Below are 23799 nucleotides of genomic sequence, written 5' to 3'. Positions count from 1 at the left end.
AAGTAAAATACTTGTGAAATAAAATCGATTAAAATGTTCGTTATTTGTAGTGCAAATTTTTACTATTTTGAAAAACAACATTGCAAAAGCCCATCTGGCTTTATTAGGAGCGAATCTTATCTACGGAGTAAATTATATTATTGCTAAAGGCATCATGCCTAATAAAATTGGGCCGTCTGCTTTTATTTTTTTACGAGTTGTTGGCGCAGGAATTTTATTTTGGATCATCAAATCTTTTCTCAAAGAAAAAGTAGAAAAAAAAGATTTTCCGCTTTTAATTTTATGCGGATTGTTGGGTGTTGCAACCAATCAATTGTTGTTTTTTCATGGACTCAATTTAACTTCGCCTATTGATGCTTCTATTATTATTACCGCAATTCCGATTGTTGTATTGGTTTTTAGCGCACTTCTTTTAAAAGAAAAAATAACCCCAAATAAAATTATTGGAATTGCAATTGGCGCAACTGGAGCGATCTTATTGGTCTGGTACGGAAACAAAGCTGCAGGAACAAGTTCATTATTGGGTAATGTTTTGATTTTTTTAAATGCGTGTTCTTATGGTTTATACCTGGTTTTGGTAAAGCCCTTAATGAAAAAGTACAATTCGATTACCGTTATTAGTTGGGTATTTCTTTTTGGGTTTGTTTTTATGTTTCCGTTTGGAATTCCAGATATTCTACAAACAAATTTTGCTGCATTTACAGTAGAAACCTATGCAACAATTGCATTTGTAGTTATCGGAACTACATTTTTAGCCTATCTTTTTAATATTTACGCCTTAAAATCTGTGTCGCCTTCTGTAACCGGAAGCTATGTGTATTTACAGCCTGCCATCAGTTTTATAATGGTAAGTGTGTATGCGTATGCTTTTGGACAAACAGAATACGCACAAGATATAAATTCTGTAAAAATTGCAAGTTGCTTTTTGGTAATTTTTGGCGTGTATTTAATTAGTAAAAAACCAAATAAAAAAGCATAAAAAAATCCGTAAAATGGAATTTACGGATTCTTAAATTTATGTGATATAACTTATTTTACAGGAACAGTTACCACTGTATTTCCCCATCCAATATACATGTCTCCTGATTTAGAAAACATAATCGCTAACGCTTCAACAGAATTTTTATTTTTTGAAACCTGTGCAGTTACTCTTACAACATCTTGACTTTCTTTATACGAAAAAGCACCCCAAACATTTGTGTCTTTGTTTAAAATGAGTGTCCATGCTGATGCTCCAGGAATGGCAAACATAGAATAGGTTCCCGCTTTTACAGATTGTCCACCAAAAGTGACATCTTTATAAAATCTAATCTCGGTTGCCTCATTAGCGCCTAATCTCCAAACTTTTCCTTGTGGAGCTAATTTTGAAAGACTTCTTCCTTTTAATTGTGGTCTGCTATACACCACTTTTGCAATTACTCCGTCAGCTTTTGTTTTGTACAAAGCAATATCCGCAGGACTTTTGTCTAATCCATTAAATTTTTGTGCAGTTGTTTCGTTAGAAAACAATACTGCGATTGCTAAAAATGCAATTACTACGATATTTTTTTTCATCTTTTTATTATTTAATAGTTACTTTAACAACGGTATATCCCCAACCCATATATAAGTTCATATCGTCATCAAATGTCATAGAAAAAGCTTCGATTGGTGCTATGCTTGAAGATACCTTTGCTTTTACTCTAACAACATCTTCGGTTTCTTTATAAAAATAAGAACCCCAAACATTTTTTGCGGTGCTTAAAATAATGATCCATTCTTTTTCTCCTGGAATTGTAAATAAAGAATAGGTTCCTGCGTCAACAGATTTTCCTCCAAATTTTACATCTTTATAAAAAGTAATTTCTGTTGCTTCATTCGCTCCTGTTCTCCAAATTTGTTCTGGAATTGCTAATTTGGTGATGTTTCTATCTTTTAATTGTGGTCTGCTATAAGTAACTTTTACAATTTTGTCTGAAATTTTATAACTTGTTGGAAAAGAAGCTACGTCCATTGGACTTTTATCTAACGGTGCAAATCTCTGTGCATTGGTTTCGTTTGAAAATAATACTGCTACTGCAAATAATGCAGTTACTAAAACGTTTTTCTTCATAATCTTTTATATTGATTCGTTAGTACCTATGTCTCCAAAAATACAATTACTTTCAAAAGTTACCTATTATTTTTTTGTTAAAGGGTTTTTATTTTACTCTATCCAAAATATTTACAAAATACCCTTGTAATTAAAATTGATATTATTAAAATAACGGTAATAATTATTTTCATTTTTTTGTTGATTTTAGGTTGTTATTTTCCTTGCCGAAATATTTTCGCCAGTTGAAATATGATAAAAAATAATTGCTGTTTTACCTTTTGGTATCGACTAGTTTTGAAGTTTTGTTTTTAATGCTCTTCCATGAATTTCGGCATCAGAATCTAATTTTTTCCCGACAACAATTCCTAGTAGCATTCCAAATGTCATTCCAATTGATGAGCCAATAAACCGATCTATCAAACTCCCAAAAGCAATTCCAAAACACAAACCCAGACCAATTCCTAAACTGGTATAATATCCTTCGGTAGTGAATGAAAATTTCACTTTTAAAAACTGTTTGAATTTAGAAAAACTACGGTTTAACTCTTTAAATGTGGTCTTAGAGTTCAACTTAAAATTGTCTAGTTCTTTTTCTATAGAAAAAAATTGAGTTTCCTCTAAATCCTTCGTTTGCAAATCTGACAAAATTGCAATAAAAGTAGTGTAGTGTTTTTTTTGAGACTTTTTTTCTGCTTTCTTTTCAGCTTGTGTAATAAAAGCAATGGTTTCTGTAATTTTCATTTTTAATGTTCTTTTCTAAATTAGTGGCTCAACTTTTTAAATATTACACTTTTTAGAAAAAATATCGAAAACAGGTTAATTGTTCTTATCTCAAAGTCAAAAAGAATCAATTAGATGTTTCTTGTTTCTAAAAATATTAAATCCAAACGCTAAAACATCAGAAAATTAATGCTTTAGCTCTTCCATATCTTTAATTAAAGTCGCCAATCTTTTCATAATTCGACCATATCCTAAATTGAAATCCAATTTTCCAATTTTAGCTCCAACCAAAACTAAGAACAGCAGTATTATCAGTATAAACAAGATAAATATCAAAGGAAAACCATACACTAAAATTGTTTCTGGATATGCTGAAACAAAGAGGTTTACAAGCGCATCTCCTGGAACGTCTCCGCCAATTGAACCAAACCAAAATCCTGCAAACATTGCTAAAAAAACATAGGGATATAAAAATCTAGAAAACTTAATATTAACAGCAATTAAGTCTTTGGTCCATTTATCAAACGAGATTAAATACTCATAACTGTTTAAACTATTGTCAATTTTATCTAAAGCTTTTCGGACTTTCCTGTTTACAATTATCACAAGATTGAATAAAAAAAACAACATAATTCCCATATATGGAATTTTTACGGCAAATGAAATTGGCAAAAGTATCAACGAAAACAGCACAATACCAATTACATTGATTTTGTACATTCTTTTAAATTTACCAACAATGTCTATGGATTTTTGATTGTACAAATCGTTGAGTTTTGGCGCAACCAATTCGTCTTTTTTTAAAAAACCCTCTTTCCAGATTGATTCAATTGATTTTTCCATCCAATAGTTTTTTTAATCGTTCTTTAATTCGAATAATGCGCACTGCAATATTGTTGTGGCTTGTACCAATAATGTCTGCGATTATTTCGTACGGTTTTTCTTCTAAATACAGTAAAATAATAGCTCTGTCAATTTCTGAAAGCTTTCTAATTGCTGCATATAATAGATTTAACGATTCATTTTCAAACACTTTATTTTCTTCCCCAATTTCTATTGGTTCAAAATCTGAAGCTATATTTTGTCTGTTGTTTTTCTTCTTTTTAATCAATGTTAAACAACAATTCAATGCCAATCTATACACCCAAGTAGACCACTTAGATTCTCCTCTAAAACGATCTTTACTTTTCCAAATTTGCAAACAAACTTCTTGGTAATAATCTTCAAAATCTTCTTGCGTGTCTGTATAAGCACGACAGATTTTAATAATTATTCCTGAATGTGGTAAAATTGAATTTGTGTAAAAATCGTTACTCAACTTCTCTTTGATTGGTTAGTGGTTTAAAGTTAAGAATATTACACCCTTTATTTTAAAAAAGGCGTTTTAAATACAAAAAAAGATTCTTTTTTTATGAAGTTTACTTCTTTAAGAGCATTTTCCACAACCAGAACCACAAGAAGAACCATTCTTCTTAGACTTAAAAATAAATTTTTTAGCTAAAAAATAAATGGCTGCTGCAAGAATGATATATACGATGATTTGTTGCATTAACTAAAGATTGTAAATGTTATAAATGAGGCTATATACGCTAAAATTCCCATGCCAATTAATTGTGCCATTGGCCATTTCCAAGATTTTGTTTCTCTTTTTACAACGGCTAAAGTTCCCATACATTGCATGGCAAATGCATAGAAAATTAACAACGACATACCAACCGCTAAATTGAATCTTTTTTCTCCTGTTTCAGGGTTTATTTCTGCACGCATTCGCTGTTTAATTGTCGAGTTGTTTCCGTCGTCATTTTCTACACTATAAATAGTTGCTAAGGTTCCTACAAACACTTCTCTTGCTGCAAATGAGCTTATCAAAGCAATTCCTATTTTCCAATCGTACCCTAAAGGTTTAATTGCTGGTTCTATGGCTTTACCCATAATTCCGATATAAGAAATTTTTAATTTTTCTGCAGAAATTTTATGCTGGATTTCTACTTGCGATAAATGGCTGTTTTCAATATTATTGGTAATTTCTTTTTCTACATTGTTAAAAGAAGCTGGCCCATTTGATGCCAAAAACCACAATACAATAGAAATTGCTAAAATTATTTTTCCGGCTCCAAATACAAATGCTTTTGTTTTTTCAATCACATCAAAAGCAACATTTTTTATAGATGGTAATTTATAATTCGGCATTTCTGCAACAAAAAATGAAGTGCTTTTTACTTTTAGTAATTTGTTTAACAAAAAGGCAGAAATAATTGCAATTGCAAACCCTAAAATATACATACACAACAGAGTAAACCCTTGCAAACTAAAATACCCAAAGAGTTTTTTATCTGGAATTACCAACGAAATTAATATTGCATACACAGGTAATCTTGCAGAACAGGTTGTAAATGGTGTTACTAAAATTGTAATTAAGCGTTCTTTCCAACCCGAAATTGTTCTTGTTGCCATAACTGCCGGAATTGCACATGCTGTTCCTGAAATTAACGGAATAACACTTTTACCGCTCATTCCGTAACGACGCATAATTTTATCCATTAGAAAAACAACACGACTCATATAGCCCGTTTCTTCTAAAATGGCGACAAATAAAAATAAAATAGCAATTTGTGGAATAAAAATGATGACTCCGCCAATTCCAGGGATAATTCCGTCTGTAATCAAATCTCTTAAAACACCCGCATTCATTTGAATAGAAACAAACTCGCTTAAGTTTGCAAATTGCGCATCAATAAAATCCATCGGAACGGTAGACCAATCAAAAATAGATTGAAAAATCAGCAATAAAATTCCGAAGAAAATGACGTAACCAAATATTTTATGTGTAAAAACCTTGTCTAATCTTCCTCTTAAATCTTTGCCTTTTGTACGATCTAATAGGTACGTTCTTTTTAAGATTTCATTGATTTGTTTATATCTATGAATGGTTTCCTTGTGTTGATACCTTTTTACTCTAGAAACATCTTGTTTAAATCCTAAAAGCGTCGTTTTTTCTTTGTCTGTAATTGAATCTGGAAAGTTATTTTGAGTAATCATCAACCATAATTCGTACAAAGTATGGTTTGGACTCACCTCTTTTAATTTCATAAAGTAATCCTCATCAATCTCGTGATTGATAGAACATAAAGGATGTGTAGTAGAAACTTTTACGCAATTTTCAATTGCTTTCTTTACGGTATCAATTCCAATATTTTTTCTTGCACTAATTAAAACAACTTCGGTTTGAAGCTCTTTTTTTAAGGTTTCAACATCCAATGAAATCCCTTTTCTATCCATTTGATCTGACATGTTAATTGCCAAAATAATCGGAATTTCTAAGTCTTTTACTTGAGAGAATAAGAAGAGGTTTCTCTTTAAATTTTCGATATCAGCAACCACAACAATAATGTCTGGAAAATCTTTATCTGTTGTATTTAACAGTGAAGTAAGCACAATACTTTCGTCGACTGAAGTCGGATTGATACTATACGTTCCTGGTAAATCTGTAATTATTGCGGTTCTATTGTTTGATAATTTACAGGTTCCTAGTTTTTTATCGACGGTAACACCTGGATAATTTCCTACTTTTTGTGTTAATCCTGTAAGTTGATTGAACAACGAAGTTTTTCCTGTATTTGGATTACCAATTAAAGCTACTTTGATGGGTTTTATTTTTTCCATTAAGTTAACTTTTAATGATTTTTATTTGTGCAGCCATTTCTTTTCTGATTGCTAAATGACTTCCGTTTACGCAGATATATAATGGATCTTTTAAGGGAGCAACTTGTAATAATTGCACCTCAACTCCAGGTAAACAACCCATTTCCAATAATTTAAGAGGAATAACATCTAATGATTCCTCAGAAATAATCCCTTTTTCGCCCTTAACTAAAGTTGCAATTGTGTTCAAGAATCCTTGTTTTTAAGACGACAAAGATAGGAGTTTAGAATCATTCTAAAGAAGAAACTTGTTTATTATTTATGATTATATTCTTCTTTTAACAAAGCGATATCTGCAATAATTTTTTGCATGTCTTTTTTCTCTGTTCCGTCGTAATATCCACGGATTCTTCTGTCTTTATCAACCAACACAAATTGTTCTGTATGAATAAAATCATCTTCGTCTCCATTTCCTTCATCTAGCACAGCAAAGTAACTTTTTCGAGCCAATTCATAAATATGTTTTTTAGAACCCGTTGTGACATTCCATTTCCCGTCGATAACCCCTTTTTGTATTGCATAGGCTTTTAACACAGAAACGCTATCAATTACAGGAGTTACAGAATGAGATAAAAACATAATATCATCATCATTTTTATAATACTCTTGCAATTCGCTCATATTATATGCCATGGCAATACAGATTGTTTTGCATCGCGTAAAAAAGAAATCGGCAATATAAATTTTGTCTTTATAGTTGTTGTTTGTAATGGTGTCTCCGTTTTGATTTATCAAACTAAAATCGGCAATTTTATGATTTTTTTTGATGTGTTTTATAGAAGCATCAACCAATCTAGGATTTACATCTGCCGGATTGTAAATTGGCAATTTTTTTTCTACGGATAATAAATTGTAAAAAACGGTTAGTGAAATAACACAAAAAACGGAAGCAATAATTATAAATGAAAGCGACTTTTTAGTTGAAAAAAAACTCATTCTAAGAAATATTTAAAGAAACAAAATTACGAGATAATCTTTTTAAAACAGCTTAAAATAGAAGTATTTGAACTAAATCTTTGTTAAAAAAATAATTTGAGCTCTTTTGTTATTTTACAACTCTTATTAAAAACGTACATTTGTCCGATTAAAAAAGAAAAAATACTACATGGAAATAGTAATTAAAGCCTCTCAATTTATACTTAGTTTATCGTTATTAATAGTTTTACACGAATTAGGTCACTTTATCCCCGCAAAAATATTTAAAACAAGAGTAGAAAAATTTTACTTGTTTTTTGATTATAAGTTTTCAATTGTTAAAAAGAAAATTGGAGAAACTGTTTACGGAATTGGTTGGATTCCACTTGGTGGATATGTAAAAATATCTGGAATGATTGATGAAAGCATGGATACTGAACAAATGGCTTTACCTCCACAACCGTGGGAGTTTAGATCTAAACCAGCTTGGCAACGTTTAATAATTATGCTGGGTGGTGTTATTGTAAACTTTATCTTAGGTATTTTTATTTACATCATGTTAATGTATTCGTACGGCGAAAACTTTTTACCAAATAAAAATGTAAAAGGCGGTGTTTGGGTACAAGATTCTTTAGGAACTTCTTTAGGATTAAAAACAGGTGACAAAGTATTGACTATTGATGGAAATGAAATTAGAAAATTCACCAATTTACCCATAGAATTTATCAACGGAAACAACTACACTATCGAAAGAGATGGTGAGGTTATTAAGAAAGAAATTCCGATTGATTTTATTTCTAAATTAATAGAAAGAGGAAAAAACGAAGGTTCTTTTTTATTACCAAGGTACCCTTTTATGATTGGGAAAATCTCTAAAGACTCTCCAAATGTGAACGGAAAATTAAAAGTAAAAGACATTGTTGTTGGCATAAACGGAACACCAATTACGTATTATGATGAAGCTGAAGCTATTCTTAAAAATTATAAAAATCAAGAAATTACGGTATCAGTAAAAAGAGGAAACGAAACAAAAAACCTCTCTGTAAAAACAACAGCATCAGGAGCTTTAGGTGTGCAACTTGCTAATTTATCTGTTTCAGATATTTCTAAATTAGGATATTACAATTTAGAAAACATTCAGTATTCTTTTACAGAAGCAATTCCTGCCGGGTTAAATAAATCTTGGAGTACTTTAACAGGTTATATTAAACAATTAAAGAAAATATTTAATCCAAATACGGGTGCGTATAAAGGTTTAGGAGGTTTTATTTCTATTGGAAGTATTTTTCCATCAGAATTTAGCTGGCAAACATTTTGGAACATTACAGCGTTCTTATCTATTATGTTAGGATTTATGAACTTATTGCCTATTCCGGCTTTAGATGGTGGTCATGTGGTATTTACGCTTTGGGAAATGATTACCGGTAAAAAACCTGGAGATAAGTTTTTAGAATACGCACAAATTATAGGATTTGTATTATTAATTACACTGCTATTATTTGCAAACGGAAACGATGTTTATAGATGGCTTTTTAAATAGAAACCTATTCATTATAAACAAAAAAACGCTCTTAATATAAAACTCAAGAGCGTTTTTTTGCTTTTACCTTTAAAGGTCTGTTAAAAAGTGAATGCCATATATAATATTGACCACATTTATCGCACTCATAACATTTTACATTAGGCAAATATTTATAAACACCATAGCGTTTTAATCTATGTCTTGAAAAAGACTTACAGTTTGGGCAAAATTTCATAATCGAGAAACAACTATTTTAAGTAAAATTACAAATATTTGTTTTAATATAAATACGAGGTAATACGCATTTTAGTATCAATTAATAAAAAACCAACTGTCTAAATAGAAAATTAAAATTTATAATTTACCGCAATTAAAAAGTTTGATTTTGGCATCGGCACTAAATTAGTTTCTGTATACACAGTATCAAAAATATTATTTCCAATAAGCGATACATCAAAACGATTTAAGTTTAATGTTAGCATAAGATCAACAATGCTATAACTTTCTCCGGTTGATCTTTCTGCAAATTTATAAATAACACTCTGACTTATATTTTTAAAAAATTGAGATCTAACTGTTGTTGTAAAATGATGTTTTAAAGAATTGATAGAATATCTAGAAAATGCAGCGTTTACCGATGCTAAGTTTTCATTTAAATACGAGTACCCAAAACGAATATTTTGAGTGAAATCTTTTACTTTATAACGAAACGATCCGTTAAATTCAACTCCAAATGAGTTTAGATTTTGGATATTTGTTGCTTGCCATTTATCGTTCGCATTTGCTTTGACATAATCTATTAAATTATTAGAATCTCTGTTAAAAACAGCCGCAGAAAAATCGAATTTTGACGATGTATATTTAATTCCTACTTCTTCAGAAATTGCTTCTTCTGGATTTAAATTAGGGTTTCCTAAAGTTGTTGGGTCGCTATAAAACAAATCTGTGTATGTCGGAATTCTGTAGGTATATCCTGCATTTGCATACACTTTAAAATGATCGCTTATTGTATAACCAACATCAACTCCTGGAAATGCGTGAAACTTAAAATCTGAAAAATAATTAATGGCAATTCCTGGCGTAATATCCATTTTATCATTAAATAATTTAAAGCGATGTTCTAAAAATAAATTTACCATAAATCGATCTCTAGAGCCTAAATTATTACTCGTTAAAAACACTTTTGCAATATCAATACCGAACCCTGTAATCCCTGCAGAATAATTGTACGATGCATTTAATTCTGCTCCAACTTTATTCGAAATATGCAGGTTTCTATACCCTGACGGATTGCTACGCGTATACAAATACATATCTTGATTCCTTTTCCAATACAAACGTGGTTTTAACGTTAGTTTATTGCTTGTAATTGTTGTTGATAAACCCACCAAACTAGCTTGTGTTTCCTCGTATTGATTTATTGCTGATGGCGAAGCGTAAAACCCATTAGCACCAAAATCTCTTTGTGTAAAATATCCTATAAAATCAATTGGCGTAGTATTTTTATTAAACGTGTTTTTTATAAAATAATTCTGATTTTTAAAATCGGTATTGTACCTGTAACCATCCGATGAATTTAAAGATGCATGCGCAATAATAGAACTATTTTTAAGGTTTTTTCCAACTGTAATTGCTGCGTTTCTTTGACCAAAAGAACCTGCCTGAATTGCTGCAGAATTCACACTGCTTGCATCCTTTTTAGTAACAATATTAATCGCTCCAGTAAATGCATTCTGACCAAAAATACGCGCTGCTGCTCCTTTAATAATTTCTACTCTTTCAATCACATCAAGCGGCAAGGCCATGTTCATGGTATGATGTCCTGTTTGTGGATCTTCCACTTTAATTCCGTCTATTAACAATAAGGTTTGATCAAAACTTCCACCACGAATATATAAATCTGCTTGCATTCCGTTAACACCTCTTCTACGCATATCTACACCGGCAACTTGTTGTAACAAATCTGTAATATTTGTAACAGCACTTTGTTTTATTTGCTGAGAAGTAATTATTCTTATTGTTCTAGAATTTTCTTTAAATGGTAAATCAATTCTACTTGAAGAAATTACGACAGTATCTAATTGAACTGTTTTTCCTTGAGAAAAAATATAACTTGTTAACAACAAAGCTACCGCTACTATAATGTGTTTTTTAATGTTCATGCCTATGGTTTTTCACCAGCAAAAATATAAAAATAGCTGAAAGTATGCTCTAAATAATGTACTATTTATAAATAAAAGTTCTTTGGTTGATTGTACTTATTTTAAACTGAGCTTGCAAAAATTTCTAGCTATTTATAAATCCCTAAAATACCAACCTTCAGATATTTTAGAATATGTAAATGATTGATAGATTTTGTGTAATTTTGAAAAACTATTATAAATCTTACAACAATGCGTTTACACAAATTCAAAATTTTATTATTAACTCTTTGTTTTACCTCAATAAGTTACGCTCAAAGTTATATTAATTATGATATTTCTTTTGATAATGCAGCACAGCACGAAGCAGAAATCAAAGTATCATTTACAAAAATTAAAAAAGGAGCATTTTCTTTTAGAATGAGTAGATCTTCGCCAGGAAGATATGCTATACATGAGTTTGCTAAAAATGTGTACAATGTAAAAGCTACAAATAGCAAAGGAGAACCTTTAGAGATTACACGCCAAAATCCATATCAATGGGATGTTGATAATCATGACGGAACCGTAATTGTTACCTATACATTATTTGCAAATAGAGGAGGAGGAACCTATGCTCAAATTGATGAAACGCATGCGCATTTAAATATTCCTGCAACATTTATGTTTGCGCCATCTTTAAAAGAAACGCCGATTCAAGTTACTTTTAATCCAAGAAAAGATTGGAAAATTGCAACCCAATTAAAACCAATGTTCGACAATACATATTATGCGCCAAACATGCAGTATTTTATGGATAGTCCAACAGAACTGAGCAATCATTTGGTTCGTTCTTTTGAAGTTGAATCTGACGGAGAAAAATTAAACGTAAAATTAGCCTTGCACAATATCGGAACCGAAGCAGAAGCGGATGAATATTTTGAAAGCGTTAAAAAAATTGTACTACAAGAAATGGCTGTTTTTGGCGAGTTGCCAAAGTTTGATTACGGCGAATATGTTTTCTTAGCGTGTTATGTGCCAAATGCAAGCGGAGACGGAATGGAACACAGAAATTCTACTGTTGTTACAAGCACAAGAACGTTGGCAAATGGTGGAATGAAAGGAAACCTTGGAACAGTTTCTCATGAGTTTTTTCATTCTTGGAATGTAGAACGAATTAGACCACAATCTTTAGAACCTTTTAATTTTGAAGAAGCAAATATGAGTGGCGAATTATGGTTTGCCGAAGGATTTACAAGTTATTACACAAATTTGTTTCTTACAAGGGCTGGTTTAATGTCTCAAGAAAACTATATCAATAGCTTAAACGGAACTTTTAATTATGTATGGAATTCTCCGGGAAGATCATTTTTTAATCCAATAGAGATGAGTTATCAAGCGCCTTTTGTTGATGCTGCAACTTCTGTAGATCCTGTAAATAGAGGAAACACCTTTATTTCTTATTATTCTTACGGAAGCGCTTTAGGGTTGGCTTTAGATTTGGCTTTACGTAACGAAAAAGGAAATCTAAATTTAGATGATTTTATGAAATCTGTTTGGAAAACCTACGGGAAAAAAGAAAAACCATACACGGTTGATGATTTAAATCAAGCATTAAACAAATATGCAGGTGAATTGTTTGGAAATTATTACTTTTCTCATTTCGTATATAAAAGCGCCATGCCAAATTACAAGCCTCTTTTTAAAAGAGTTGGTATTGTTTTAAAACGAAATAGTGAAAAAGTGTTTTTAGGCGTTTCAACTTCTGATGGTGTTGTTAGAAATAATGCTCAAATTGGAAGTCCAGCATATAAAGTAGGAATCAATTCTGGAGATAAAATTATTGCGATTGACAATCATGTTGTTGGTGATAGAAATTCTGTAAATACAATTTTAAGCAATTATAAAATTGGAGATACCGCAACGATTCAGTTTAGCAGATATGACCAATTAAGAAGTGTAAAAGTAAAATTGATAAAAGATCCAAGCTATACAATTATGACGTATGAAAAATCGGGATTAGAAGTAACGCCAGAAATGTTAAAAAACAGAAAAGAATGGTTAGATAAAAAGTAAAACCTCTAATTAAATAACATAAAAAACGCCGAGCTAAGCTCGGCGTTTTTACTTTATAAAGAATCTATTTATTCTTAGGATTATCTCTATTCATTTCTGTAATATCTACACTTGTCGCTTCTACACCTAAAAAGTATTTGCTAAAATGATCTGCACGTAACCAAAAAGAATATTCTGTCATACTTCCAAATCCGTGACGTTGTCCTGGCATTGTCATAAATTTAAAACGCTTGTGAGCTTTTATCAATTCGTTTGCCATTCTAATGGTTCCTGCTGGATGCACGTTATTATCAACATCCCCGTGAATCAACATTAAGTGTCCTTTTAAGTTTTTTGCTATAGATTGATTGGTATCAATTTTATACTTATACGAAATCTTTCCTTTTTCATCTATTTCTTCTTTTACTCCGTGATGCGTTTCGCTCCACCAACTATTATACACATTATTATCATGATTTCCTGCAGATGAAACCGCTGCTTTAAAGAAATCTGGATATACCAACATTGCTGCAGTTGACATAAATCCACCACCAGAATGACCGTAAATTCCAACTTTAGTAATATCAATATATTTGTGTTTGTTTGCCAATTGTTCAGCTACATATTTTTTATCCGCCAAACCATAATCTCTTAAGTTTCCGTAACCGTAATTATGATACCATTTAGAACGATCTGGATGTCCGCCACGATTTCCTAAGGTTATCACCACAAAACCAACTTGAGCCATTCTATCTAAACGATCCATTCTATAAGAAAACGATTTGTTTACCGCTTCTGTTTGTGGTCCTGGATATACATATTCTAATAATGGATATACTTTTGTAGAATCAAAATCGAAAGGTTTGTACATCACTCCGTATAAATCAGTGATTCCATCGTCCGCTTTTACTTTAAATGTTTCTGGAAATTTATAACCAGAGGCAAATAATTGAGATAAATCTGCTTCTTCTAGCTTCATTACTACTCTTCCATCCGAAGAACGTAATTCTGATTTTGGAACGGTATTTACTTTAGAAAAATTACTCACAAAATACTTGTTAGAATCTGCCATACTTGCGCTAGAAGTAAAATCTCCGGCGTTTAACGTGCGCATTCCTGATCCGTTTAAATTTATTTTATATAAGTGAGCGTAATAAGGATCTTGATTTTTGTGTACGCCATTTGCTGTAAAATATAAGGTTCTTGATTTCTCATCCAATCCTGCAAAATTTGCTACATGATAATCTCCGTTTGTAACCTGTTTTTTAAGTTTACCGTTCGCATCATATAAATAAAAATGTGCCCAACCATCACGTTCTGCCCAATGCAACATTTCAGTTTCATTGTTAAATAAAATTAAGGGTCTAGATTCTATATAGGTATTAAAACGCTCTTCAATTAGCACTTTCGATTTTCCAGTTTCTAAATCCGCCACACAAACATCGTATTTTTTACGATCTCTACTGATGACACTATAATAGAGTTTTCCTTTTTTTGATAATAATAAAGAGGGTCTAAAATCATCATCTCTACTCGATTGTTTTGATGGTGCTCTAAAAACCGATAAACTTTGTTGTTTTATCGTATCTAATTCTACATTGATAACGCTTTTAGAAGGAATATCAAAAATTAATAATTCAGATTTATAGTATTCTTGCTCTCCTGGCATATGATATTTATATGTTTCTAAAACTGGTCTTTTGCTTGACACCGAATTAATAACCCATAAATCTTTGATGTGTCTTGAATCTGACTTTTGAAAAACGAATTTTTTAGAATCATAAGACCAGGTTCCCCAAACCCCTTTACGATTATCTTTATTTTTAATTTTAGTTTCGTTATTTTCACCTCTAGATCCACCGCCGTAACCATAATTTTCTACACCATCTTTTGTCCATTGATGCTCAACAATTGTAGAATCTTTTTCATCTTTAACTGCTTTTAAAAAGTTGGCTTTATCCATCCAATGGATGTTAAAATTTTTTGAGAATAAAACGATAGAACTATCAGGAGCAATATTTGCCCAATTTTTCCATTTTTTTTCTTCTTTTTCATTGTCTATAATGGTTAATCCGTTACCGCCTAATCTATATTCTAGGTGATACACTTTCTTTTCCATTTTAGGTTTTTTGCTTTTCGCTTTTTTATCTTTCTTTTTGTCAGATTTTTTATCCTCTTCTTTTACAGGAACCTCTTCAGTTGAAGTTACTCTAAAACGAATTGCCGTTTCAGCTGTATTAAATTTAAAATTAAAACGAGGTAAATGTTGTCCATCATAAGGATCTTTTGTGATTTCTGTCAACCATTTTGCCATTTTAACATTGTCAAAAAGTGTGGTTCTGGTTTTTCTGTCTGCATCAACCAAGTAATAATTTGCTCCATCAGATGTTTTGTATTGATACCAAAAACGATTTCCTTTTTTTAGCCAATGAGGACTAACAGAGGTTGAATGTACTAATTTTGCTAAGTTTTTCGGAGAATATTTTGCTGCTTGCCTGTAATTTGGTTTTGGTGTTTCTTGTGCAAATGAAATGCTAGAAACAAATACAAAGAGCAATATAAATGCACTTTTTTTCATAATTTAATTGTTTGGTTAGTAGATATAAAAGCTAAAGTTCTTCAAAACAAACAAGATATCAAACTTTAAATAGTTTTTTATTTAATATTTAACATAAACGCATAAAAAAAGTCCTCATTAAAATGAGGACTTTTTAGTGTATTCTTTTTTTTATTAAAATTAATCGGCTAATAAAATGACTTTATTGTCTTTCATTTCAATAGTTCCAGAGTTAATTTTAAAAATTAAAATTTTATCATCATCTATATGTGGCTCTAAATGACCACTTAACATATCCATCTCTAAATGCTCTTGAGTATGTACATGTATTTGCACCGTTCCTTCTTTTAAAACAGAAACAATTGGCGCGTGATTATTTAACATTTGAAAATTACCATCTTTACCAGGTACAGAAATAGAATCTACATCTGATGAAAATAAAACGGCTTCTGGTGTTACAATTTCTAAAAACATAATTTTACTGCTTTTGGCTTTAAGCTTTTGGCTTCAAGCTGATTTTTACGCTTCTGCTAACATTTTTTCTCCAGCATCAATTGCATCTTGAATTGATCCTCTTAAGTTAAATGCTGCTTCAGGATATTTATCTAACTCACCATCCATAATCATATTAAACCCTTTAATAGTGTCTTTAATATCAACTAAAACTCCTGGAATACCAGTAAATTGTTCAGCTACGTGGAAAGGTTGAGATAAGAAACGTTGGACACGTCTTGCTCTGTGTACAGCTAATTTATCTTCTTCAGATAATTCTTCCATACCTAAAATTGCAATAATATCTTGTAATTCTTTATAACGTTGTAATAATTCTTTTACTCTTGTTGCACAATCGTAATGCTCATCACCTAAAATATCTGCTGATAAAATTCTAGAAGTAGAATCTAAAGGATCTACTGCTGGATAAATACCAAGCTCAGCAATTTTACGAGACAATACTGTAGTTGCATCTAAATGCGCAAATGTTGTTGCTGGTGCTGGATCTGTTAAATCATCTGCAGGTACATAAACTGCCTGTACAGAAGTAATAGATCCTTTCTTTGTAGAAGTAATACGCTCTTGCATTGCTCCCATTTCTGTTGCCAATGTTGGTTGGTAACCTACCGCAGAAGGCATACGTCCTAATAAGGCAGAAACCTCAGAACCTGCTTGTGTAAAACGGAAAATATTATCTACGAAGAAAAGAACATCTTTTCCTTGAGATTCTCCTGCTCCATCACGGAAATATTCTGCTATTGTTAATCCTGATAATGCTACTCTAGCACGTGCTCCAGGTGGCTCATTCATTTGTCCAAATACAAAAGTTGCTTTAGAGTCTTTCATTCCTGGTTTATCAACTTTAGATAAATCCCATCCGCCTTCTTCCATAGAATGCATAAAGTCATCACCATATTTGATAATTCCTGACTCTAACATTTCTCTTAATAAATCATTTCCTTCACGAGTTCTTTCTCCAACACCTGCGAATACAGATAATCCTCCGTGTCCTTTTGCAATGTTGTTAATCAACTCTTGAATCAATACTGTTTTTCCTACTCCAGCTCCACCGAATAATCCAATTTTACCTCCTTTTGCATAAGGCTCAATTAAGTCGATTACTTTTATTCCTGTAAATAAAACTTCAGTAGATGTAGATAAGTCTTCAAATTTTGGTGCTGCTCTGTGAATTGGCAAACCATTAGCTCCTTCTTTGTCTAAGTTTCCTAATCCATCAATAGCATCTCCAGTTACATTGAATAATCTTCCGTAGATATCGTTACCAATAGGCATTTGAATTGGACTTCCAGTTGCTCTAACTTCTTGTCCTCTTCGCAAACCATCTGTTGCGTCCATTGAGATTGTACGAACTGTATCTTCTCCGATATGTTGTTGAACTTCTAAAACCAAAAGTGAACCGTCAGTTTTAGTAATTTCTAATGAATCGTAAATCTTTGGAAGTGCAGCAGTTTCTGTATTAAACTCTACATCGATTACTGGACCAATAACCTGTGAAACTTTACCTGTTGTTGTAGACATTATAGTATCTAATTAATGTTAGTTATTTTATTTTGTGGTTTTTACCCCTCTTTTTCAGGGTGCAAAGATAATTTAATTAACGTTAAATTAAAAGTGTTTTTATGTTTTTTTCCAAGGAAAAAGAAATGGGATATTTTCTTCGTAAAAGTCTTGTTAAATAATAAAAAAGGGAACTATTTAATACACTAAAAAGGCCTTATACAATGTATAAGGCCTTTTTAGTGTATAGTTTGAAATTATTAGTTATTGTTAGCAACTTTAATTTCTACTCTTCTGTTTTCTGCTCTACCAGCTCTAGTTTTATTATTAGCAATTGGAGAACCTTCTCCAAATCCTTTGGCTTCTAATCTATCTGTAGAAATCCCCTTCTTAACAAAGTAATCTCTAACAGCCATTGCTCTTTTTTCAGAAATTCTTAAATTAAGTGCTGCTCCTCCTGAACTATCAGTATGACCTTCAACCACAAAAGTAGCTTTAGGGAATTCGTTCATGATAGCAATAATATCATCTAATTTTTTAGTTACTCCTGATTTAAAGCTATGTTTTCCTGTATTAAACAAAATAAATTTAGCTCCCATGTTAATTGTTTGAACAGCTGCATCAGTAATTATCGGCTCTGGACACCCATTGTTTGAAGCAGGTCCTGCTTCATTCACACAGTTATCATCTTTGTCTAATACACCATCACCATCAGTGTCTGGCCAAGGACAACCTCCGTTAGCTGCAGGCCCTGCAACATTTGGACATTTATCATCTTTATTTACAACTCCGTCACCATCTGAGTCTGGGCAACCTCTGTTTGCAGCAGATCCTTTTTCGTTTGGACACATATCATCTTTATCTGCAATACCATCACCATCAGCATCTGGACATCCATTTAAAGCAGCTAATCCTGCAACATCTGGACAAGAATCTTTTGAGTCTTGAATACCATCACCATCAGCATCTGGACAACCGTTGAAAGCAGCTAATCCTGCAACATCTGGACAAGAATCATTTTTATCATATACTCCATCTCCATCTGTATCTTTTCCACCAAACTTAAGGATTATACCAAAAGTATGTTGAAAGTGATCTGCAACTTCTCCAGAAAAATTACGTTTTGCTCCAGATTGTAAGTTGATTCCAATATTTTCGTTCAACCAAACATTAAATCCTGCTCCAGCATTCATCATTCCTTCTCCATTTCCACCTATTGAAGTATACCCTCCTCCTAAGTAAACATAAGGGTCAAATAATTTTGTTGTAGAACCAAATGTTAATTCAACTAATTTATTTACATCATACAATACATTAGCATCAAAAGCATAATACATCATGTTAGCGGCTACTCCATTAACATTATCAATCTTATTTAAAGACCCTGCTAATTGTAAAGAAAAACCATCTTGCAAATACTTCGTTGCAGCAATTCTAGAAACAGATGGAAGCGTATTCCAATCTTTAGTCCCTAAATAATCTTTTGCAAGAGTTGAAATTGATTTCCCTCCTCGTATATCTACAGAGTTAAAACCTAAGGTAATTGCCCATGGATTGTCAGAATCCTGCGCGTTTACATTTGCGACCATCACAAATGTAAATAAAGCTATCATAGCTATTTTTAAATGTTTCATTATCAAATTTTTAAATTAAAAGTTCTTTATTAATATTACAAATGTAAGTTGTTCAAACGTATTTACAAAGATTTTTTAAAAAAATTTATAAATTTCACCTCGCTTAACACTTCCGTTTATACAATACTGAGTGCTTTTCCTACTTTAATAAACGCATTAATTGCATGATCTAAATGTTCTTTGCTGTGTGCGGCTGAAAGCTGTACTCTTATTCTTGCTTTTTCTTTTGGCACAACGGGGAAAAAGAAGCCTATCACATACACCCCTTCTTGCAGTAATTTGTTTGCCATCGTTTGAGATAATTTTGCGTCATACAACATAACTGGAACAATTGCTGCATCTGCACCAACCAAATCAAAACCAGCTTCTTCCATTTTTGTTCTAAAGTGTGTTGTGTTCCACTCTAATTTATCACGAAGGGAAGTGTCATTTTCAATTAAGTCAAATACCTTTAATGATGCTCCAACAATTGCTGGCGCTAAAGAATTAGAAAACAGATAAGGTCTAGAGCGTTGGCGTAATATTTCTATAATTTCTTTTTTCCCTGTTGTATATCCTCCCATTGCACCACCTAAAGCTTTTCCAAAAGTTCCAGTTACAATATCAACTCGACCCATTACATTCTTTAACTCAACAGTTCCTCTTCCTGTTTTACCAATAAACCCAGCAGCATGACATTCATCCACCATCACCATTGCATCATATTTGTCTGCTAAATCGCAAATTTTATCAAGTTTTGCAACAATTCCGTCCATGGAGAAAACGCCATCTGTTACAATAATCTTAAAACGATGATTTTGTTTATTCGCTTCAATCAATTGCTCTTCCAACGAATTCATGTCATTATTGTCATAACGATAACGAGCCGCTTTACACAAACGAACTCCATCTATAATTGAAGCGTGATTTAAACTATCAGAAATAATGGCATCTTCTTTTGACAATAAAGGCTCAAAAACTCCACCGTTTGCATCAAAAGCTGCTGCGTATAAAATGGTGTCTTCAGTTTGATAAAATTCTGCAACTTTCGCTTCCAATTCTTTATGAATATCTTGTGTTCCGCAAATAAAACGAACGGATGACATTCCAAATCCATGCGTATCCATTGTGTCTTTTGCTGCCTGAATAACCTCTGGATGATTAGACAATCCTAAATAATTATTTGCGCAAAAATTAATGACTTCTTCTCCTGTTGAAATCTTAATTACCGCATCTTGTGATGATGTAATGATGCGTTCTGATTTATACAATCCTGCGTCTTTTATTTCTTTCAATTCTTGCTGTAATTGCTCTTTTATTTTTCCGTACATGTTTCCTTTTTTTGTTTTACAAAGATAAATTAAAATTCTTCGATTGTAATTTCTTCGTTTATATATATCAGTATTTTTTTTGTCACTTTTAAATCCATGGATAACAGTACATCTTCGTAACTTATTAGTTGTTGATGATATTCTTTCGCTGGTTTTCCAGTTTTATAATCAATGATGATGACTTCATTTTCTGAATTAAAAACCAATCTATCTGGAATAAAAATGTGATTCTCTTTTGATACAATTTCTCTCTCGTTAAAAACAACAACCTCTTCAGAATAATAGTTTTCTAACTTCGGATGATGTACCACTTCCAAAAGTAATTTCTTTAATTTTTCAGAGTTTTCAGAATTCAAAAAACCTTGCTGCAAATAGTGCTGAATTACTTTTTCTACATCTTCTTTAACCAACACTTTCGAAAGCATTTCATGCACTAAGTTTCCGTACTTAATTGCCTCTCCTTGTGCTGTTTCCCAAAGTTTTGACGAATTCGCCACCATATAAATATGGTGCTGACGCCAAGAATTACTAATAAATTCTTTTTGAATAATTGATGTAGAAATTGTTTTTTCAGAGTTGCTTACTTTCTTTTTATTGCCAAAAGTGTAATTCAATTTATCATCAGACCAATAGCCGTTTTCTTTTAGAAAATTAATTACAATTCCGGAAGTAAAATTTGTATTTACACCATTTGTTTTGCTGATATTTTTCTCTGTTACAATATACAATTGCTCCACAGATCTGGTGAAAGCAACATACAACAAATTAAAATTATCCAACTCTAGTTCTTGTCGTTGATGTTCATAAATTTCTACACCATTTTCTCCAATATATTGAATACTTGAAGTAGAGTTCACCAACAATTCATCAAAACTTTCAAATTGTTCTGATGGTAATTCTGTCAACCATGTTTTCGGATTAATTTGTCGATAAATTTCAATATTATACGGGAAAATCACTACAGGAAATTCCAAACCTTTCGATTTATGAATGGTCATTATTTGAACCGCATTTTCTGCTTCTGGTGCAACAATACTTAATTTGTCTTTCTTCAAATTCCAGAAATCTAAAAATTGCTGAATTTCTGTTCCTTTTTTCTGTTGTTCAAAGACCACATCCAAAAAGAATTGAATGTACGCATCAGATTCTTCCGCTAAATAAAAAGTCCTGATGATTTCTTCAATTTTCTCATAAAATGGCAGTTTTGTGAAATTTTCTAGATCAAACTGAATGTTGTATTCTGTAATCGTTTTGAAAAAATCGGCACCATTTTTAATGTCAAAAGAAGCAATAAAATGATGTTTATCTGTTTTGATATTTAGATGATCGTATAAAAAATAAACACTATTTAACCACGTTTCTTGATCTTTTGGTTGCTGAATTCCTTGTAATAAATCGACAATAAAATTTACTTTTTTACTGTTCTGAATCAACAAGGTTTCAGAAGAAATAATTTCGATTCCTTTTTCCGACAAATAATTAGCAACTGCAACTCCTTCTTTTTTTCTTCTCACTAAAACACACACATCTTTTCTCGAAAAACCAGCATCTAAATTGATGATAATTTCATGTACTTTTTTGGCGTATTTTAAATCGTTTTTTTCTTTATCTTCTAATTTTTCTAAAAAATCGATCGACACGAATCCGCCTTGTTTTTGAGTGATCTTTTGCTTGTTGCCATCTACAAAAAGTTGTTGATACATGGGGTTTTTAAAATGTCCAGAAACATATTGAAAAAAAGAATTATTAAAAGCAATTATTTCGCTATAACTTCTATAATTTGTGTCTAACCCTTTTACCTCTTTATGTACTTGAAATGGATTTGAGTTTCTTTCGTTTTGAACATCAGAACCCAATTTTATAAATTGTTCTGCTTTTCCGCCACGCCAACGATAAATAGCTTGTTTTCCGTCGCCAACCAACATCAAATTACTCTTTTCTTGTGCTAAGGCATTTTCTATTAACGGAATCAAATTTTGCCATTGTAATGTTGATGTATCTTGCATTTCATCAATAAAATAATACATAAATTTTTGACCGATTCTTTCGTAAATAAAAGGCGCTGGTTCTTCTTTGATATTGTTAGAAATTAACTGATTAAATTCAGAAATCAACCGAATGTTATTTTCTTCTTTGATGCTTGTTAATTCTGCATTTATTTTGGCTAAAACGGCAAGCGGAATGATACTTTTTAAAGCTAAAGAATTCAATGTAAATTGCTGATGAACTTCTTTTAGTTGTTGAAAAAAAGTAATTATTTCTGGCACAATACTTTCTATTGCAGCAACAACATTATCGCTAGCAGACTTATTATAATATTGATTATTGTCAATTGCTTTTTGAATGGTTTTACTTCGTTTTTCAAAATCAAAATAGAAGCTTTTTATTGCTACATCATTAAAGAACTTCGGAACTGTACTACGCGTAAAATCTTTTGCGTCTAAATCTGCTTCAGAAATTAATTGCAGGCAATTTTTACCAATTTCTACAAAACGTTTTTCAAGCTCTTTTTGATGACCCGTTAATTTCTTTTTTAAAGAAGTAAAATCGCTAATCGTTTTTGAGCTTAATTTTTTAAAATGTTTTGCATCTTCATCTTTCAATAAAATCTTTGAAAACTCATTTAAATCTCTAGAAATATCCCAAGATTTATCTTCTTTCGCTTTGTCTAAAGAATAATCAATCAATGTGTTTGTGATATCGTTTTCTACGCCAATTTTAGAAATCAAAACATCAACCGCTAAAGACAATAATATGTCGGAATCTAATTCTACTTCAAAGTTTAAATTCAGTCCTAAATCAAAAGCAAAACTTTTAATGATTTTGTGTGTAAAACTATCAATCGTGGTAATTGCAAAAGCACTGTAGTTTTGCAATATTGCTTCTAAAACTATAGAACTTCGCTTCTGAATTGTATTTTTTTCGAGTGCTGTTTCTTCTACAATTTTAAAGAATAAATCGTTTTCTTTTCCTTCAGAAAAAAACTGTAAATTATCTAAAACACGTGCTTTCATTTCTGAAGCTGCTTTGTTGGTAAACGTAATGGCAAGGATTTTCTGAAAAACAAAACGATCATCAGATTGCAACACTACTTTTAAATATTCTTTTACAAGCGTAAACGTTTTTCCGCTTCCGGCGGATGCATTATATACTTGAAAACTTGAAGGTTGTTGCACAATT

Annotated in this window: 19 protein-coding genes; 3 read left to right on the top strand and 16 right to left on the bottom strand. The window is 31.6% G+C overall.

Annotated features, from left to right (window positions below; all coding sequences use genetic code 11):
• Nucleotides 1–67: 67 nt before the first annotated feature.
• Nucleotides 68–979: a DMT family transporter gene (locus KCTC32516_RS04690; protein WP_301402332.1), complete on the top strand. Its 912-nt coding sequence runs from the start codon at nt 68–70 to the stop codon at nt 977–979.
• A 50-nt stretch (nt 980–1029) separates the two neighbouring features.
• Here the strand turns inward: KCTC32516_RS04690 and KCTC32516_RS04685 are convergent, their stop codons facing one another.
• From KCTC32516_RS04685 to KCTC32516_RS04645, 9 genes are all read right to left on the bottom strand, one after another.
• Nucleotides 1030–1554: a DUF2911 domain-containing protein gene (locus tag KCTC32516_RS04685; RefSeq protein ID WP_301402330.1), complete on the bottom strand. Its 525-nt coding sequence runs from the start codon at nt 1552–1554 to the stop codon at nt 1030–1032.
• A gap of 7 nt (nt 1555–1561) precedes the next feature.
• Nucleotides 1562–2092 carry a DUF2911 domain-containing protein gene (locus KCTC32516_RS04680; protein ID WP_301402329.1) on the bottom strand — a complete coding sequence of 177 codons (531 nt, stop codon included), beginning with the start codon at nt 2090–2092 and terminating at the stop codon, nt 1562–1564.
• A 270-nt stretch (nt 2093–2362) separates the two neighbouring features.
• Nucleotides 2363–2815, bottom strand: coding sequence for a hypothetical protein (locus KCTC32516_RS04675; RefSeq protein ID WP_301402327.1), 453 nt, complete (start codon nt 2813–2815; stop codon nt 2363–2365).
• Between the two features lie 165 nt (nt 2816–2980).
• On the bottom strand, nt 2981–3637 hold the full coding sequence (locus tag KCTC32516_RS04670; protein ID WP_301402325.1) for a hypothetical protein: 657 nt from the start codon (nt 3635–3637) through the stop codon (nt 2981–2983).
• Nucleotides 3621–4112 (bottom strand): RNA polymerase sigma factor, encoded by a 492-nt coding sequence (locus KCTC32516_RS04665; protein ID WP_301402323.1) that lies wholly within the window; start codon nt 4110–4112, stop codon nt 3621–3623. Before KCTC32516_RS04665 ends, KCTC32516_RS04670 begins: the two co-directional genes overlap by 17 nt.
• 108 nt (nt 4113–4220) lie before the next feature.
• Nucleotides 4221–4343, bottom strand: a complete 123-nt coding sequence (locus KCTC32516_RS04660) for a FeoB-associated Cys-rich membrane protein (protein WP_301402322.1) — start codon at nt 4341–4343, stop codon at nt 4221–4223.
• Entirely contained in the window at nt 4343–6457 is a 2115-nt protein-coding gene (gene feoB / locus KCTC32516_RS04655) for a ferrous iron transport protein B (RefSeq protein ID WP_301402320.1), read from the bottom strand. Before feoB ends, KCTC32516_RS04660 begins: the two co-directional genes overlap by 1 nt.
• 4 nt (nt 6458–6461) lie before the next feature.
• Nucleotides 6462–6686, bottom strand: coding sequence for a FeoA family protein (locus KCTC32516_RS04650; RefSeq protein ID WP_301402319.1), 225 nt, complete (start codon nt 6684–6686; stop codon nt 6462–6464).
• A 65-nt stretch (nt 6687–6751) separates the two neighbouring features.
• A complete protein-coding gene (locus KCTC32516_RS04645) occupies nt 6752–7432 on the bottom strand; it encodes an SCO family protein (protein ID WP_301402318.1) in 681 nt (226 codons plus the stop codon).
• Between the two features lie 169 nt (nt 7433–7601).
• On the opposite strand from KCTC32516_RS04645, the gene rseP reads away from it, so the two are divergent.
• Entirely contained in the window at nt 7602–8951 is a 1350-nt protein-coding gene (rseP, locus tag KCTC32516_RS04640) for an RIP metalloprotease RseP (protein ID WP_301402316.1), read from the top strand.
• A 329-nt stretch (nt 8952–9280) separates the two neighbouring features.
• Here rseP and KCTC32516_RS04635 read toward each other — a convergent pair whose 3' ends face one another.
• Complete coding sequence (locus KCTC32516_RS04635; RefSeq protein WP_301402315.1) at nt 9281–11095, bottom strand: TonB-dependent receptor plug domain-containing protein; 1815 nt, start codon at nt 11093–11095, stop codon at nt 9281–9283.
• Between the two features lie 231 nt (nt 11096–11326).
• Between KCTC32516_RS04635 and KCTC32516_RS04630 the strand changes: the two genes are divergently transcribed.
• The gene (locus KCTC32516_RS04630) at nt 11327–13129 is read left to right on the top strand and encodes a M61 family metallopeptidase (RefSeq protein ID WP_301402314.1); all 1803 of its coding nucleotides are present in this window, start codon (nt 11327–11329) and stop codon (nt 13127–13129) included.
• 64 nt (nt 13130–13193) lie between these two features.
• On the opposite strand, the gene KCTC32516_RS04625 is transcribed toward KCTC32516_RS04630, so the two are convergent.
• The 6 genes from KCTC32516_RS04625 to KCTC32516_RS04600 all read right to left on the bottom strand — a co-directional run bounded on the left by KCTC32516_RS04625 (nt 13194) and on the right by KCTC32516_RS04600 (nt 23795).
• Complete coding sequence (locus KCTC32516_RS04625) at nt 13194–15686, bottom strand: S9 family peptidase (RefSeq protein ID WP_301402313.1); 2493 nt, start codon at nt 15684–15686, stop codon at nt 13194–13196.
• A 159-nt stretch (nt 15687–15845) separates the two neighbouring features.
• Nucleotides 15846–16139: a FoF1 ATP synthase subunit delta/epsilon gene (locus KCTC32516_RS04620; protein WP_301402312.1), complete on the bottom strand. Its 294-nt coding sequence runs from the start codon at nt 16137–16139 to the stop codon at nt 15846–15848.
• A gap of 45 nt (nt 16140–16184) precedes the next feature.
• Entirely contained in the window at nt 16185–17696 is a 1512-nt protein-coding gene (gene atpD / locus KCTC32516_RS04615; RefSeq protein ID WP_301402311.1) for a F0F1 ATP synthase subunit beta, read from the bottom strand.
• A 239-nt stretch (nt 17697–17935) separates the two neighbouring features.
• Entirely contained in the window at nt 17936–19309 is a 1374-nt protein-coding gene (locus KCTC32516_RS04610) for an OmpA family protein (protein ID WP_301402310.1), read from the bottom strand.
• 116 nt (nt 19310–19425) lie between these two features.
• A complete protein-coding gene (gene kbl / locus KCTC32516_RS04605; RefSeq protein WP_301402308.1) occupies nt 19426–20619 on the bottom strand; it encodes a glycine C-acetyltransferase in 1194 nt (397 codons plus the stop codon).
• Nucleotides 20620–20648: 29 nt separating this feature from the next.
• Nucleotides 20649–23795, bottom strand: coding sequence for a UvrD-helicase domain-containing protein (locus KCTC32516_RS04600; RefSeq protein WP_301402306.1), 3147 nt, complete (start codon nt 23793–23795; stop codon nt 20649–20651).
• Nucleotides 23796–23799: the final 4 nt, after the last annotated feature.

This window comes from Polaribacter huanghezhanensis, from assembly GCF_030444335.1.
Classification (GTDB): domain Bacteria; phylum Bacteroidota; class Bacteroidia; order Flavobacteriales; family Flavobacteriaceae; genus Polaribacter; species Polaribacter huanghezhanensis.
This window is presented reverse-complemented; position numbering and strand designations above follow the sequence as displayed.